The organism is Streptomyces sp. NPDC054883, from assembly GCF_053610645.1.
The window spans coordinates 40066-54968 of the sequence record NZ_JBSGYT010000054.1 but is presented as its reverse complement, the minus strand read 5'-3'; the positions used below and the strand labels follow the sequence as shown (position 1 = coordinate 54968).

Here is a 14903-nt window from a genome sequence, read left to right as displayed (position 1 = left end):
GAGCAGCATCAGCAGCGCGAAGAGTGCCAGGCCGTAGTCCGACCAGGCGGCCGCCAGGGCGTTCAGCCAGCCCGGCGCCCGGTGGGCCGCGTCGACGACGTCGACGTAGGCCGGGCCGTCGATGCGCGAACCGTCGTACGTGGAGGTCATCAAACGGTTCCGTTCTGCTGCTTGCGGGCCCGCCGGGAGCGGAGCACTTCGATCGCCAGGGGAAGCAGGGACACGGCGACGACCAGGGCGACGATCGGCAGCAGGTACCGGTCGACGTTCGGGACGGAGGAGCCGAGCGCGTACCCGGCCAGTACCAGGCCGGCCGTCCAGAGGAGACCGCCGAGGACCTGCCACAGGGTGAAGACGCGGGCCGGCACGTTCAGCGCCCCGGCCAGCGGGTTGAGGACCGTACGCACCACGGGGACGAAGCGGGCCAGCACGATCGCCTTGGCGTGCCCGTACTTGGCCAGGAACTCCTCGGCGCGCTCCGCACCTTCGCGCAGCCGCTTGGACCTGCTGCGCTCCAGGAGGGCGCCGCCCGCCCGGCGTCCGATCAGGTAGCCGGTCTGCGCGCCGAGCAGCGCTCCGGCCGCCGAGGCGGCCAGTACCAGGGGCAGCGAGAGTTTCGCGTCGCCCTCCGAGGTGCCGGCGCACAGCAGGCCGGCCGTGAACAGCAGCGAGTCGCCGGGCAGGAAGAACCCGACCAGCAGCCCGGTCTCCGCGAACATCACCACCGCGATGCCGACGACGCCGAAGGTGGCCAGGAGCGAGTGCGCGTCGAGCAGGTTGACCGCGAGGTCGTTCGCGGCGGGGACGGCCAAGGAGGCGGGGACGGCCATGGCAGGGGGCCTCTCACTGGGTTCGTGACGGATCCGCGCAGCCGGAAGCCGGCCGCAGGGTGGAACATCCGGTCGACTACAATCCCGTAGACGGTCTACTGCACTGTAGACGATCGCGAGGCGGGGAGAGAACGATGACCGGGGCGACAGCCGACCGCAGGCCGGCGGGGGAGCTGGAGGCGAGCGTGCTCGCCGCACTGTGGGCCGCGGAAGAGCCGCAGACGACCGCCCAGGTGCAGAAGACCCTTACGGCGGACCTCGCGCGCACGACGGTGACCACCATCCTGTCCCGGCTCCACGAGAAGGGCACCGTAGCCCGCGAGCGTTCCGGCCGCGGCTACGCCTACTTCCCCGTACGCGACGCCCACGGCCTCACGGCCCGGCGCATGCACCGCGAACTCGACAAGGACAGCGACCGCGAAACCGTCCTCGCGCGCTTCGTCTCCGAGCTCAGCCCCGACGACGAGCGCGTCCTGCGGGACCTGCTGGAGGGCGGCGGGCAGTGATCACCGGCCTGCTCGCCTCCCTGGTACTGCCCTTCGCCGCGCAGCCCCTGGCCCGCTGGGCCGCCCCCCGGCTGCGCCCGCCGGTCGCCCTGTGGGCGCTGACCGGCACCGCGTGCGCCCTCGCGGCCGGCTGGCTCGCCGCGCTGGGCGGCCTCCTGCTCACCGGGGCGCTCGGCGTGTCCGCCCTGGCCCGGCTCGGCCACCTGATCCACCCGCTCGACGTCGCGCCGCCCGACGTGACCGGGCCCGCCGCCGCGTTCGCGGTCGGCGCCCTGTCGCTGTGCGCGTACGGGATCACCCGATCGGTCCTGCGCCAGCTCCGCCACTACCGCCGCGCCCGCGAACAGGTGCGCGGGGCGGCCCGGGCCGGCGACCTCAGCATCCTGGACCGACCGGACCCGGACGCCTACGCCCTGCCGGGGAACCCGGGGCGGGTCGTGGTGACCTCCGGCATGCTCCGCGTCCTGGACGGGCCCGAGCGCGAGGCACTGCTCGCCCACGAACGGGCCCACCTGACGGGCCGCCACCACTGGTTCCTCGCCGCCGCCGATCTCGCCGCGCGCTGTCACCCGGCGCTGCGGGCCGTGCGCGAGGCCGTCGCGCTGGCCGTCGAGCGGGTCGCCGACGAGGCCGCCGCGGCCGCCACCGGCGACCGCCGCCTCACCGCCCGCGCCATCGGCCGCGCCGCGCTGGCCGGGCACGGCGGCGCGGGCCCCGTGCGCCCGGACTTCGCCGCCCGCGCCGCGGGCGGCCCCGTCCCCCACCGCGTACGGGCGCTGCTCCACCCGCCGGTGGTGCGCCGGGGCGCGGCAGCGGCGGCGGCCTGCCTGCTGGTGGCCCTGGCGGCGGGAACCACCGTCACCGCCGGCCTCGGCCTCAGCGGCCTGCACCGCGGCGTGGAGGTCGCCCAGGGAGAGGCGCCGGCCGGCCGCTAGCCGCTGCCCCCCCCGGGACGGTCTAGAGGTACTGGGCGAACCCGTCCAGCACGCGCAGCACTTCCGGCTCCGCCGACGGCGGCAGCTGCAGGACGACCTCCTCGATGCCGAGGTCCGCGTAGTGGGCCAGCTTGCCCGCGCTGGGGCGGACCGCGTACGGGACCACCTGGAGGGCCTTCGGGTCCCGGCCCGCGTCCTCCCACGCGCGGCGCAGCACCGGGAGGGATTCGGTGAGACCGCCGCCGCCGATGGGGAGCCAGCCGTCCGCGTGGTCGGCGACGGCCGCGAAGAGCTTCGGGCCGGCGGCGCCCCCGATGAGGGTGCGCGGGCCGTGCAGCGGGGCGCCGGGGCGCAGCTCACGGGCCGGGCGGGCCGGCTTGGGGTGGGCCTCGCTGGCCCGGACGGAGCCGAAGGCGCCCTCGTAACCGGTGGGGTCGGGGGCCCACAGGGCACGCATCAGGGCCAGCCGGTCTCCGACCAGTTCGCGCCGGGTGCGCCACTCGACGCCGTGGTCGGCGGCCTCCTCGACGTTCCAGCCGTAGCCGACGCCGAGGGTGAGCCGGCCGCCGGAGAGGTGGTCCAGCGTGGCGGCCTGCTTGGCGAGGACGATCGGGTCGTGCTGGGCGACCAGGGTGATGCCGGTGCCCACGTGGAGCCGCTCGGTGACGGCGGCGGCCTGGCCGAGCGCGACGAAGGGGTCGAGGGTGCGCCCGTACTCCTCGGGGAGTTCGCCGCCCATCGGCGCGACGGTGTCGCGGATGACGGGGATGTGGGTGTGTTCGGGGAGGTAGAGGCCGGAGAAGCCGCGCTCCTCCAGGATGCGGGCGAGGCGGGTGGGGGTGATGGTGCGGTCGGTGAGGAAGATGGTCGTGGCGATCCGCATGGGTGATGGCACCTCCGAGACGTCGGACGGCCAACGTAGGGGCCCGCGGCCCCGGGCGACAGGGCGCCGGGCCCGTACGGCGGGCGCGCCGCCCGGCTTCGGCACCCGGCCTCAGCCGATCGGCTGACGGGCCTCCGCGCGGACCTTGAGGGTGGTTTCGGCCACCCGGTTCAGGTCGATGGAGGCGGGGTTCTGCCTGGAGGTCCCGGCGGTGACGACGGCGACCGTGGCACCCGTGTTCTCGTCCGCCCACGCGCACATGGGCAGCGGGACCTTCGTGCCGTTCTGCATCGAGGTCACCACCTGGCAGGTCAGGGTGACGTCCGAGCCGCCCGGCGTGATGTCCTTCGGCGGGACCGCCTGCTGCGCACCGTCGCCCTCCTGGGCGCCCGCGATCATCTTCCGGCGGGCGCCGGCCGGGTCCTTGAACTGGCCGTACATCCCGGAGATGACGAGGACGCCGGGGTCCGTGGCGGATTCGGAGGTGTACTGGGCGACCACCGGCTTGGGGTTGCGGATCTTGGGGTCGTAGGCGCCGTCGACGATCTCCTTGCCCTTGGTCTGGGACAGGTCCTGGGACAGCTGGTACGTGCCGCTCAGCATCGTCTGCGGCACCGTGAGCCGGTACTTGGCGGCGGGGAAACCGGCCCCGCTCACCGCGGCCCCCGCCTGGGTGATCCGGTTCACCACGAAGCCCGCGACGAGCAGCCCGCCCAGGGCGATCGCGACCACGGCAATCACCAGCCCGGCCCGGTTCTTGCGCGGCGGCGGCCCCATCGGCGGCCCCATCGGCGGCTGTCCCCAGGGCCCCTGACCCGGGTACGGCTGCGGCGCGTAAGGCTGACCGGGGTACCCCTGGGCACCCGGCAGGCCCTGCTGCTGCGGGAACGGCTGCTGCTGTCCGCCGTACGGATTCGGCTGCTGCGGGGTCCCGTACGGGCCGGGGGACTGGGGCGGGGGCATGCTCATGGCGAGAACGCTACTTCACGCCCCCGACACCGCCTCCCGCCGAGCCGGCAAGGGCCCGGTGGCGGGGCATCAGGCGCGCGGGTAGCGCGACAGCCAGCCCGGGGCCGAGGCGGAGGGGCCGTGGAGGGCCGGCCCCTGGGTCATTTCCAGCGCGAAGTCGTCGGCCAGCTCCAGGATCGTGGCGCGGCCCTCCAAGTCGGCCAGCCAGGCCGCCGGCAGGGCCGTCTCGCCGTGCAGGGCGCCGAGCAGGGCCCCGCACATGGCGCCGGTGACGGTGGAGTCGCCGCCGTGGTTGACGGCGAGCCGCAGCCCGTGCGGGACGTCCTCGGCGACCAGGGCGCAGTACACGGCGACGGCCAGCGCGTCTTCGGCGTCGCGGCCGTCCCCCGGTGACAGGGACTCCACCATCTTGGGGCTCGGCTCCCCCTGCGTGGCGGCCGACACCGCCCGCTGGAGGGCGTCCGTGACCGGCTGGTGGGAGGCGCGGGAGCCGAGCAGGCCGAGGGCGCGCTGGACGGCGGCGTCCAGGGATCCGCCCCGGGTCAGCCCGTGGACGATCACGGCGAAGGCCCCCGCGGACAGGTACGCGGTGGGGTGCCCGTGGCTCTGCGTGGCGCACTCGACGGCGAGTTGGAGGACGAGGGCCGGTTCCCAGCCCACCAGCAGGCCGAAGGGGGCCGAGCGGGCGGTCGCGGCGGCGTCCCGGGCGGTGGGGTTCTTCGGCTGGTCCGGGGTGCCGAGGATGTCGTCGGCGAAGCCGGTCATGCACGCGCGGTCGGGGCCGCGGCGGGCGTAGAGCCACTCCTGCTGCGCGAGCCAGCCGTTGTCCTTGCGGCGCTCGTCGGGGCCCCAGTCGTGCTGGGTCGCGGCCCAGCGCAGGTAGGCCCGGTGGACGTCGGTCGGCGGGTGCCAGCCGCCGGTGTCCCGGCGCACGTGGGCCCGGATCAGCCCGTCGACAGTGAAGAGGGCGAGCTGGGTGGAGGCGGTGACGGTGCCCCGGCGGCCGTGCGCGGGGGCCGGTTCGGTCAGGCCGGCCAGGCCGTGGGTCCCGCGGATGCCGTCGAGGGAGAGGCCGGCGACGGGGGCGCCGAGGGCGTCGCCGATCGCGGAGCCGAGAAGGGTGCCGCGGACCCGGCTGCGGAAGTCCTGCTGTTCGGCGCGGCCCCAGAGCGCGGTGGAGGTGGCGCTGGAGGTGAGGGCGGAGGCCGCCGCGGAGGTGCCGGTGCCCGCGGGATCCGCCGTGTCCGGGGTCCCGGCCGTCGCTGTTCTCGTGTCCATGCTGTTTCCCCCCAGGCTTTGGCGCGCACTTTAGTGGACAGGTTCGGTCGAACCCGGACGGTATGAGTCACGTCGCGCAGAAGTGGCCGGAGAACGGCCGGAATCCGAACACTTCCGGCCCGCGTCTCGCCACTGCTCGCCGCGACCGTCGTCGCCTCCGTACTCACCGTCCCCCTGGTCGCGGCCCCCGCCGCCACCGCCGCCGGCTGGGACCTGCCCTGGTCGGGCCACCACCGGAGCCAGGCGGTTGCCTTCACCGAGGCCACCGTCACCGCCGGCGCCGACGGCTCGTACACCGTCGCCGACGTCTTCGCGGGCCCGCCGTCCTTCCGGACCATGCCGAAGTCCCCCGGCCGGGCCGACTACCTGGCCGGCAACGACTACCGCAAGGCCGCCAACGACGCGGTGCTGTCCCGCCTCCCGGCGCAGCGGGCCGCCGTCTGCAAGCCGATGCCGGACGTGCGCCCCGAATACCTCAACGCCGGCTACGACGAGGTCAAGGCCGCGTACGGCACCTTCTACCGCTACCCCGGCCAGGGCCCCGGCATCGACGTCCGCGAGCTGAAGGAGCTGAGGAAGGACCTCCTCCTCGGCCGACGCGCAGGCCGCGGCGCCACGACGCCGAGACGCCACGACGCCCCCGACCGGTCGGTGACCGTTCGGCGGCGTACGCGTACCGGGCCGAATCGGCCGCGGTGTCAGCAGGCGAAGTCGACGCGGCGGAAAGAGGCGTAGTGGTCCGCCGTGTAGTAGTCCTCGGCGGTCTGCGCGCCGGTGATGACGCGCCGGGCGCCGCGGGTCGGGGAGCCCGGGGTGATGACGGTGTACTCGTGGTAGTACCCGGTGGTGCGGCCGGGCAGGAGCCCCTCGCGGTTCTGGAAGACGACGCCGTCCTGGGAGTACGGGAACGGGCCGCCTTGGTCGATGAGGTCGAGGGTGTCGTGCGCCTGGGCGGGCAGCGCGGAGTAACAGATCCGGCCGACCGAGGTGATGGCGGTGACGGAGGTGGGGGCGGCGGGGGCGGCGGAGGCGGCCGGGCCCGCGAGGAGGGTGGCGGCGACGGCGGCGGCCGCGCCGAGGGCTGCGAAGCGTGGGGAGATCCTCATGCCGGTCATGATGACGCGCGTAGAGAGCCGGCTGGAATCCCAACCGCCGGGTGTTTCCCACCTGTTCACCGGCACCGTGACCTGCGGAACCGGGGCGCCGCCCGGCCTTAAGCCGTCCGCAACCCGGCGCGGGTGCCCGACGTGGGACACGCCTTCGGCGGGGGCGGCGTTTGTAGGGTGGTGGCGTGCCGCGCCGGGCCGCCAGGGCGTGCCCGGGGCCGAGCCGTCCTGCCCCGTCTTCCCGGAAGGCGCCCTTGCCGTGAGCACCCAGCACGATCACGACGATGACCGGGACCCCGGGCACGGGCACGGGCACGGGTCCCGCCACGAGCACGAGCACGAGCACCGCCACGGCCGCCGGGCGCGGCTCCGCCACCGGGTCGCCCACCTCCTCACCCCGCACGGCCACGACACCCGCGACAAGGTCGACTCCGCGATGGAGGCCTCGCGCGACGGCATGCGCACCCTGTGGCTCTCGCTGGCCGTCCTGGCGGTGACCGCCGTGGTCCAGGCCGTCGTCGTCACCCTCTCCGGCTCGGTGGCGCTGCTCGGCGATGCCCTCCACAACGCGGCCGACGCGCTCACCGCCGTGCCCCTCGGCATCGCCTTCGTCGTGGGCCGCCGGGCGGCCAACCGCCGCTACACCTACGGGTACGGCCGCGCCGAGGACGTGGCCGGCATCGTCATCGTGCTGACCATCGCCGCCTCCTCCGCACTCGCCGCCCACGCCGCCGTGGACCGGCTGCTGCACCCGCGGGGCGTCAGCCACCTCGGGGCGGTGGCCGCCGCGGCGCTGGCCGGGTTCGCCGGCAACGAGTGGGTGGCCCGCTACCGCATCCGCACCGGCCGCCGGATCGGCTCGGCCGCGCTCGTCGCGGACGGGCTGCACGCCCGCACCGACGGTTTCACCTCGCTCGCCGTCCTCCTCGGCGCGGGCGGCGCCGCGCTCGGCTGGCGGGCCGCCGACCCGCTCGTGGGCCTGCTCATCACCGCCGCCATCCTGGTGGTGCTGCGCGACGCGGCCCGCGAGATCTACCGCAGGCTGATGGACTCCGTCGACCCCGCCCTCGTCGACACCGCCGAACGGGCGCTGCGCGGCGTGGCCGGGGTCCGCGGCCTCGGGCAGGTCCGGCTGCGGTGGATCGGCCACACGCTGCGGGCCGAGGCCGACATCGTCGTCGACCCGCACCTGACCGTCGTACAGGCCCACGCCCTGGCCGTCGCGGCCGAACACGCCCTCATCCACGCCGTGCCCCGGCTGACGGCCGCCACCGTCCACACCGACCACACCGCCGGCCACGGCCACGACGACCCGCACGCGGCCCTCGCCCACCACACCGCGCGCGGTTGAGCGCGCGCGCCGGCTCCGGCTCAGTCCACCAGCGGCAGCAGCTCCGGCAGGTGCCCGTCCGAGGCCGCCGCTGCCCGGACGCGCTCCGGCGGCACCTCCCCGTACAGGGTCGTACGGGGCTTCGCGGGCCGCCCGGCGGCCTCCGCGACCGCGATCAGGTCCCGGACGGACTTGTACGAGCCGTAACTCGAACCCGCCATCCGGGAGATGGTCTCCTCCATCAGCGTTCCGCCCAGGTCGTTGGCCCCGGAGCGGAGCATCTCCGCCGCGCCCTCGGCGCCCAGCTTCACCCAGCTCGTCTGGATGTTGGTGATGTGCGGGTGGAGCAGGATCCGGGCCATCGCCGTCACCGCCCGGTTGTCGCGCACCGTCGGCCCGGGCCGCGCGATGCCCGCCAGGTACACGGGCGCGTTGGTGTGGATGAACGGCAGCGTCACGAACTCGGTGAAACCCCCCGTCCGCTGCTGGATCCGGGCCAGCGTGCGCAGGTGCCCGAGCCAGTGCCGGGGCTGGTCCACGTGCCCGTACATCATGGTGGACGACGAGCGGATGCCCAGTTCGTGCGCCGTCGTGACGACATCGGTCCAGTCCGCCGCCGGCAGCTTCCCCTTGGTCAGCACCCAGCGGACCTCGTCGTCCAGGATCTCCGCCGCCGTGCCCGGTATCGAGTCCAGCCCGGCCTCCTTGGCGGCCGTCAGCCAGTCCCGTACGGACATCCCCGTCCGGGTCGCCCCGTTGACCACTTCCATCGGCGAGAACGCGTGGACGTGCATGCCGGGCACCCGCTCCTTCACCGCCCGCGCGATGTCGAAGTACGCCGTCCCGGGCAGGTCCGGGTGGATGCCGCCCTGCATGCACACCTCGACCGCGCCGACGTCCCACGCCTGCGCCGCCCGGTCCGCGACCTGTTCCAGGGAGAGCGTGTACGCGTCCGCGTCCGTACGGCGCTGCGCGAACGCGCAGAACCGGCAGCCGGTGTAGCAGACGTTGGTGAAGTTGATGTTCCGCGTGACGATGTACGTGACGTCCTCGCCCACCACCGACCTGCGCAGGTCGTCCGCGACCCGGCACAGCGCGTCCAGCGCGGGCCCGTCGGCGTGCAGCAGCGCCAGCGCCTGGGCGTCCGTCAGCTTCTCCGGGTCGTCGGCGGCCTGCGCGAGCGCGGTCCGTACGTCCGTGTCGATGCGCTCGGGCACCATGCCGGGTGCGGCGGCCTCGCGCAGCGCGTCCCAGTCGCCGTAGACGAGGTCGAAGTCCTCGCGGCGGTCGCCCGTACGCCCCTCGGTGTCGATGGTGGCGTGCAGGTCGGTGCGCCCGTACGCGGTGAAGCCCTCGTCCGGCTCCTGCCACGGGTGGCCCGTCACCTCGGCGGCCTCGTCCGCCAGCCCGGTCCCCGGATCGGCGAGCGCCCGTACGTGCGGCAGCAGCCGCGGGTCCAGCCACGGCTCGCCGCGCCGCACGAACTCGGGGTACACGCACAGCCGCTCGCGGAGCTCGAAGCCGGCCACTGCCGACTGCTCGGCCAGCAGGTCGATCTGGGGCCAGGGCCGCTCGGGGTTGACGTGGTCGGGCGTCAGCGGGGAGACGCCGCCCCAGTCGTCGATGCCGGCGCCGATCAGCCGCGCGTACTCGCCGTCGACCAGGTTGGGCGGCGCCTGCAGGCAGGCCGCGGGGCCCATGATGTGCCGCGCGACGGCGATCGTCGCCACCAGGTCGTCGAGTTCGGCGTCCGGCATGCCGCGCATCGCCGTGTCCGGCTTGGCGCGGAAGTTCTGGATGATCAGCTCCTGGATGCCGTGGTAGGCGCGCGAGACCCGGCGCAGCGCGAACAGCGACTCCGCGCGCTCCTCGTACGTCTCGCCGATGCCGATCAGCAGGCCGGAGGTGAACGGTACGGAGGACCGCCCGGCGTCCTCCAGCACGCGCAGCCGGACCGCCGGTTCCTTGTCGGGGGAACCGTGGTGCGGGCCGCCCGGCTCGGACCACAGGCGGGTGGCGGTGGTCTCCAGCATCATCCCCATGGACGGGGCGACCGGCTTGAGCCGCTGGAAGTCGGCCCAGGACATGACGCCCGGGTTGAGGTGGGGGAGCAGGCCGGTCTCCTCCAGGATGCGGATCGAGATGGCCCGCACGTAGGAGATCGTGTCGTCGTAGCCGTGCGCCTCCAGCCACTCGCGCGCCTCGGGCCAGCGGTCCTCGGGCTTGTCCCCGAGGGTGATGAGCGCTTCCTTGCAGCCGAGCGCCGCGCCGCGGCGGGCGATGTCGAGCACCTCGTCGGGCGACATGAACATCCCGTGGCCGGCCCGGCGGAGCTTCCCGGGGACGGTCGCGAAGGTGCAGTAGTGGCACTTGTCGCGGCACAGCCGGGTGAGGGGGACGAACACGCTCTTCGAGTACGTGATCACGCCCGGCCGCCCGGCCGCGGCAAGGCCGGCGTCGCGGACCCGGGCGGCGGAGGCGGTGAGGTCCGCCAGCGCCTCGCCGCGCGCCTGGAGGAGCACGGCCGCCTCGGTCGCGTCGAGCGCGACGCCGTCACGGGCACGCCGGAGCGCGCGGCGCATCGCGTTGTCGGTCGGGGCGTCACTCGGGGCGTCACTCGGAGTGGTCATGGGCCGAGCATACGATCCGGGGGACCGGGCAGGGAGCGGTCATCGCATCAGCTCACCGGCGTTGACCAGCAGGGACTGGCCGGTTATGGCCCGTGCCCGGTCGGACGCGAAGAAGACGGCGGCGTCTGCGACATCGCCGTCGGTGGCGAGGTCCGGCAGGGCCATCCGCTCCGAGAGCCGGGCGCGCACCTCGGCTTCGGGCACGCCTTCGGAGTGGGCGGTGAAGGTCACGAACGCCTGCACTGGCGGCCCCCACATCCACCCCGGCAGCACGGTGTTGACGCGGATCTGGTGGGGGCCGAGTTCCCGTGCCATGGAGTACATGGCGGAGGTCAGCGCCCCCTTGGACGCGGCGTACGCGGCCTGCTGCACCTGGGAGGGGGAGGCCACGGCGGACTGGGTGCCGATGATGACGACGGACCCGCCCGCCCGCTTGAGGGCGGGCAGACAGGCCCGGGTCATGCGCAGGGTGCCGAGGAGGTTGACGTCGATGATCTGCTGCCAGGTCCCGAAGTCGGCGTCTTCGACGCCGCCGAAGTAGGAGTCCCAGGCGGCGACGTGCACGACGGCGTCGATGCCGCCGAAGCGCTCGACGGCGAGCGCGGCGAGGGCCTCGCACTGCGCCTCGTCGGTGATGTCGGTCGGGCGGTGGGCGGTGTGCGCGCCGTCGGGGTCGATCTCGGTGGCCGACTTGACCAGGTTCGCCTCGGTCCGCGCCCCGAGCACGGCGTGCCCCCCGTCCCGCACAACGGCGGCGGCCACCTGATGCCCGAGCCCGGCACCGACCCCGGAGACGACGACGGTCTTCCCGCGAAGCAGCATGACCCCTCCTGGCTGTAGGACTGACGGTCCGTCAGGGTAGGGGGCGGGGCGGTGGATGGGAAGGCGGGGGTGCGGCGGGGCGGGGGATTGGTGGGGTGCGGGGGGTCTGGGGGCGGGGTCCGCTTGGGCGGGGTCGGTGGGGTGCTGGGGGTTTCCCGTCAGTCCACTGTCCTTTCGTGTCGTGCCGGCCCGTCAAGGGTGCTCCTCCTCGTTCCTCGTCGTCGCGTCGCTTCGCGATGGCCTTCGGCCACCCTTGACCGACCGCCCCGCCCCGAAAAGCCAAAGACTGCCGAGAAACCCCCCCAAGAACGGCCGGGCCGTTCGGGTCCCACGTGCAGGCTCCTCAGCGACCGCAGCCCGAAGCCCGTGAACAGCCGTCCGATCCAGCCCCGAGCGCAGCGAGGGGGCCCACCCACCACGCCGCAGATCGCTACGCGCTCCCCCGACACGGCGTCCGCGGCCCGCCATGGGCTGGACATAAGCCGCCACCGATCGCTACACAGCTGACCTCATCTGGCGTCGATCAGCCCGTCATCACATGGCAATAAGACGCCCAAACCGCCATCAATGCCTTCCCGGGGGGCGCCCGCAGTGGGCCCACGACATCTCACTGGCCCTGGCGTCGAAGTGACCGTCATCGGGGGCGAAGACGGCCGTTCCGCGCCTCAGGTCCCCCGAGATGTTCTGTTGCTACCGGGCCACGGGCGGTACGGGGGTCGCCTGGTGGTAGTACATGCGCCACATGTCGTCATGCCTGCGCCACAACGAACTCCGCCGCGCCCACTGCCCGTCGATCACGGTCGTATAGGTGAGATGCACCAGCCCGGGAGCCAGCACGGCACCGGTCATCTCCGACGGCTCGTAGCGCGGCCCGTCTTCTGCCGCACCATCCATCTCCGGTAGGGCCGCCAACATCTCGTCGTACGTCCAGCGCCTACCCGAGGCGCCGACCTCAACGAACTCCGGGTCCATGAGCCGTCGTGCGAGTGCCCGCGACGTGCGCACGCTGGGGTCCATCAACCGCAACTCACCCACGATTGCTGCCCCTACATCGTCTGCATCGCTCATTGCGCCATTCTCGTAGAACCTTCGGGACCGCCGGTCTGATCGACATCAGAGCACGCCAGTTGCCTTGGCCGGTGGGGTTCGCCCCCTTTCAGCCTGCACCCGCCTACAGAGAGGTGTTGGTGACGGTCTGGGCGGTCTATGTCCAGCCGATGACGGGCTGGTCGACGCCAGATGAGGTCAGCTGTGTAGCGATCGGTGGCGGCTTATGTCCAGCCCGTGGCGGGCCGCAGTCGCTGTCTCGGGGGAGCGCGTAGCGATCTGCGGCACCGTGGGTGGGCCCCTCGCTGCGCTCGGGGCTTCCTGGGGCTCCGCCCCAGAGTCCCCGCTTCCATCGCCGGCGGGGCTGGATTGTGAGCCCGAACGGCCCGGCCGTTCTTCGGGGGCTTCCCGGCAGTCTTTGGCTTTTCGGGGCGGGACGGACAGTCAAGGGTGGCCGGAGGCCATCGCGAAGCGACGCGACGAAGGAGCGCCCTTGACGGGCCGGACCGACACGAAAGGACAGTGGACTGACGGGAAACCCCCAGCACCTCCCCGATACCGCCCAAGGGGACACCGCCCCCGAAGCCCCCCCGCCCCCCGCCCCCCGCACCCCCGCCCCGCCCAACACCCGGCGAAGGTGAGACGAATGGTGTGTCATAACTGCCGGGCCGACGGCGAGTCGTCGGTGAATACCTGATAGACAGAATATTCACGGTTCGACCAGCCACACGTCCTGTCGGCCGCCTTGGGGGGATCGCCGCACTGTGAAGCCGCTTCACCGCCACGTAGTCAACACCTCGCGCAAGGTCCTGTGCACAGCCGCGCTCGCGGCCAGCCTGACCACCGCCGCGGTCGTGACCAACACACCGACCGCCGGAGCCGGGGAGTCCGAGCCCACGCCCGACAGTCCGCAGGCCACCGACCGCGGTGACGCCCGGCTGGATCTGCCGGACCTGGTCGCAGACCCGCCCCCGCCGCCCGGGGCCGTCGCCCCCGAAGGGGCCAGCGGGATACCCGGGACCGCCCTCGACGCGTACAAGCGCGCCGCCGTGTCGGTGGCCGCCGCGCTGCCCCACTGCAACCTGCCCTGGCAGTTGGTGGCGGGCATCGGCAGGGTCGAGTCCGTGCACGCCTCCGGCTATGGGCTCAAGTCCGACGGGTACACCGAGAAGCCGATCCGCGGGCCCCGCCTCGACGGCAACGGCTTCGCCCAGATCAAGGACAGCGACAAGGGCGAGTGGGACGGGGACACCGAGTACGACCGGGCCGTCGGGCCGCTCCAGTTCATCCCTGAGACCTGGAAGGCCTGGGGCGCCGACGGCAACGCCGACGGCAAGCGCGACCCGAACAACATCTACGACGCCGCCCTGGGCGCCGGCCTCTACCTCTGCGCGGGCGACCGGGACCTCTCCGATCCGGCCAAGCTCGACCAGGCGATCCTCAGCTACAACAACTCCCGCGACTACGTGAACTCCGTGCTCGGGTACATGCGCCAGTACCAGGACGGCGGCGTCGCCGAGGTGCCCAACCCGCCCGCGGGCAACTACCCGACGTCCCCGGTCACGGCCCCCCCGCCCACCCCCCGGCCCCCGGCGCCCCAGCCGCCCGCCACCAAGCCCCCGGCGACCAAGCCGCCGGCCGAGCCCGAGAAGCCGAAGCCGCCGGCCCCCCGGCTGGCCAAGCTGGAGCTGGTCGGCGATCCGGAGCTCAAGGCCGAGGCCGGGGCCGCGTTCACCGCCGACGCCGAGTTCAAGGCGGTGCTCACCGACGGCAAGCCGGCCGTCGGACAGAAGGTCGTGTTCGTCGTCGAGGCGGACACCACCGGCGGCACGCTCTTCCAAGACACCAAGAAGGCCGACGTCGTCGTCCTCACCGACGGCCAGGGCATCGCGCGCGTGCCCCGGCTCACCGCGGGCCCGAAGGCCGGCACCTTCTCCTTCCGGGCCTCGGCCTACGACGCGAACCAGTTCACGGTGACGCTCAAGGGCACCGTCACCGCCAAGCCGGTCCTCGCGGACCTGCTGGTGCGGGCCGACGGCGGTACGAAGCCGCTGGAGGCCGTCGCCGGCACCAGCGTCAAGGGGTTCGGGCTCCTCGCGACCTCCGAGGGCCAGCCGGTCGCCGGTACGAAGGCCACCGCGGGCCTGGGTGTGAAGGACAAGGACGGAGTGTGGGTCCCGGTGGACCCGGCGAAGGCGGCGGGTCCGTACTTCAAGGGCGGGGACGGCAAGAAGCTGTTCACCCTGGACCTCGCGCCCAGCGACGCCGACGGGAACATCACCCTGCCGGAGCTGTTCACCACGGACGTGGCACCGGGGACGTACTTCCTCCGGGTCGTCACGCCGGAGAAGGTGGAGCTGATCCTGGAGCTCAAGATCACCGCCCCGGCGACCCCCACGCCCACCCCGCCCCCCACACCCACCCCGACCTCCACGGCCGCCAAGCCGTAAGGCCGAACTCCGAGCGCCCCCGGCCCCGTACGCACGGTGCCGGGGGCGCTCGCACGTGCGGACCCGGACAGGAGACACGGGCGGGGACGAAAAGGCAGGAGCCCCGCCACCTCCGCT

13 protein-coding genes are annotated in these 14903 nt (G+C 73.7%); 5 read left to right on the top strand and 8 right to left on the bottom strand.

What is annotated here, in order from left to right; translation table 11 throughout:
- Positions 1–149: 149 nt before the first annotated feature.
- The gene (locus tag ACWGH1_RS30020; RefSeq protein WP_453352945.1) at positions 150–830 is read right to left on the bottom strand and encodes a DedA family protein; all 681 of its coding nucleotides are present in this window, start codon (positions 828–830) and stop codon (positions 150–152) included.
- A gap of 134 nt (positions 831–964) precedes the next feature.
- On the opposite strand from ACWGH1_RS30020, the gene ACWGH1_RS30015 reads away from it, so the two are divergent.
- Complete coding sequence (locus tag ACWGH1_RS30015) at positions 965–1336, top strand: BlaI/MecI/CopY family transcriptional regulator (protein WP_453352946.1); 372 nt, start codon at positions 965–967, stop codon at positions 1334–1336.
- Positions 1333–2271, top strand: coding sequence for a M56 family metallopeptidase (locus ACWGH1_RS30010; protein ID WP_453352947.1), 939 nt, complete (start codon positions 1333–1335; stop codon positions 2269–2271). The genes ACWGH1_RS30015 and ACWGH1_RS30010 overlap by 4 nt, the downstream gene beginning before the upstream one ends.
- Before the next feature lie 22 nt (positions 2272–2293).
- Here the strand turns inward: ACWGH1_RS30010 and ACWGH1_RS30005 are convergent, their stop codons facing one another.
- From ACWGH1_RS30005 to ACWGH1_RS29995, 3 genes are all read right to left on the bottom strand, one after another.
- Positions 2294–3154 carry a TIGR03619 family F420-dependent LLM class oxidoreductase gene (locus ACWGH1_RS30005; RefSeq protein WP_453352948.1) on the bottom strand — a complete coding sequence of 287 codons (861 nt, stop codon included), beginning with the start codon at positions 3152–3154 and terminating at the stop codon, positions 2294–2296.
- 111 nt (positions 3155–3265) lie between these two features.
- Positions 3266–4123, bottom strand: coding sequence for a hypothetical protein (locus ACWGH1_RS30000; protein WP_453352949.1), 858 nt, complete (start codon positions 4121–4123; stop codon positions 3266–3268).
- A 69-nt stretch (positions 4124–4192) separates the two neighbouring features.
- On the bottom strand, positions 4193–5401 hold the full coding sequence (locus ACWGH1_RS29995; protein WP_453352950.1) for an ADP-ribosylglycohydrolase family protein: 1209 nt from the start codon (positions 5399–5401) through the stop codon (positions 4193–4195).
- A gap of 336 nt (positions 5402–5737) precedes the next feature.
- Here ACWGH1_RS29995 and ACWGH1_RS29990 point away from each other — a divergent pair, with 336 nt between their 5' ends.
- Positions 5738–6136 carry a tyrosine-protein phosphatase gene (locus tag ACWGH1_RS29990; protein ID WP_453352951.1) on the top strand — a complete coding sequence of 133 codons (399 nt, stop codon included), beginning with the start codon at positions 5738–5740 and terminating at the stop codon, positions 6134–6136.
- On the opposite strand, the gene ACWGH1_RS29985 is transcribed toward ACWGH1_RS29990, so the two are convergent.
- Positions 6100–6507, bottom strand: coding sequence for a ribonuclease domain-containing protein (locus ACWGH1_RS29985; RefSeq protein WP_453352952.1), 408 nt, complete (start codon positions 6505–6507; stop codon positions 6100–6102). The two genes, ACWGH1_RS29990 and ACWGH1_RS29985, sit on opposite strands and share 37 nt — an antisense overlap.
- 259 nt (positions 6508–6766) lie before the next feature.
- On the opposite strand from ACWGH1_RS29985, the gene ACWGH1_RS29980 reads away from it, so the two are divergent.
- Complete coding sequence (locus tag ACWGH1_RS29980) at positions 6767–7858, top strand: cation diffusion facilitator family transporter (protein WP_453352953.1); 1092 nt, start codon at positions 6767–6769, stop codon at positions 7856–7858.
- A gap of 20 nt (positions 7859–7878) precedes the next feature.
- On the opposite strand, the gene ACWGH1_RS29975 is transcribed toward ACWGH1_RS29980, so the two are convergent.
- The 3 genes from ACWGH1_RS29975 to ACWGH1_RS29965 form a co-directional block, all read right to left on the bottom strand.
- Positions 7879–10467, bottom strand: coding sequence for a bifunctional FO biosynthesis protein CofGH (locus ACWGH1_RS29975; RefSeq protein WP_453352954.1), 2589 nt, complete (start codon positions 10465–10467; stop codon positions 7879–7881).
- Positions 10468–10506: 39 nt separating this feature from the next.
- On the bottom strand, positions 10507–11289 hold the full coding sequence (locus ACWGH1_RS29970) for an SDR family oxidoreductase (RefSeq protein WP_453352955.1): 783 nt from the start codon (positions 11287–11289) through the stop codon (positions 10507–10509).
- 690 nt (positions 11290–11979) lie between these two features.
- Positions 11980–12357 (bottom strand): nuclear transport factor 2 family protein, encoded by a 378-nt coding sequence (locus tag ACWGH1_RS29965; protein ID WP_453352956.1) that lies wholly within the window; start codon positions 12355–12357, stop codon positions 11980–11982.
- A 743-nt stretch (positions 12358–13100) separates the two neighbouring features.
- Here ACWGH1_RS29965 and ACWGH1_RS29960 point away from each other — a divergent pair.
- Positions 13101–14786 (top strand): lytic transglycosylase domain-containing protein, encoded by a 1686-nt coding sequence (locus tag ACWGH1_RS29960; RefSeq protein WP_453409176.1) that lies wholly within the window; start codon positions 13101–13103, stop codon positions 14784–14786.
- The last annotated feature ends 117 nt before the right edge of the window (positions 14787–14903 follow it).

Excerpts from the sequence above, each read along its gene's own strand:
- ACWGH1_RS30020 (WP_453352945.1), bottom strand. The coding sequence starts at position 830 with ATGGCCGTCCCCGCCTCCTTGGCCGTCCCCGCCGCGAACGACCTCGCG.
- ACWGH1_RS30015 (WP_453352946.1), top strand. The coding sequence starts at position 965 with ATGACCGGGGCGACAGCCGACCGCAGGCCGGCGGGGGAGCTGGAGGCG.
- ACWGH1_RS30005 (WP_453352948.1), bottom strand. The coding sequence starts at position 3,154 with ATGCGGATCGCCACGACCATCTTCCTCACCGACCGCACCATCACCCCC.
- ACWGH1_RS30000 (WP_453352949.1), bottom strand. The coding sequence starts at position 4,123 with ATGAGCATGCCCCCGCCCCAGTCCCCCGGCCCGTACGGGACCCCGCAG.
- ACWGH1_RS29995 (WP_453352950.1), bottom strand. The coding sequence starts at position 5,401 with ATGGACACGAGAACAGCGACGGCCGGGACCCCGGACACGGCGGATCCC.
- ACWGH1_RS29990 (WP_453352951.1), top strand. The coding sequence starts at position 5,738 with ATGCCGAAGTCCCCCGGCCGGGCCGACTACCTGGCCGGCAACGACTAC.
- ACWGH1_RS29985 (WP_453352952.1), bottom strand. The coding sequence starts at position 6,507 with ATGAGGATCTCCCCACGCTTCGCAGCCCTCGGCGCGGCCGCCGCCGTC.
- ACWGH1_RS29975 (WP_453352954.1), bottom strand. The coding sequence starts at position 10,467 with ATGACCACTCCGAGTGACGCCCCGAGTGACGCCCCGACCGACAACGCG.
- ACWGH1_RS29970 (WP_453352955.1), bottom strand. The coding sequence starts at position 11,289 with ATGCTGCTTCGCGGGAAGACCGTCGTCGTCTCCGGGGTCGGTGCCGGG.
- ACWGH1_RS29965 (WP_453352956.1), bottom strand. The coding sequence starts at position 12,357 with ATGAGCGATGCAGACGATGTAGGGGCAGCAATCGTGGGTGAGTTGCGG.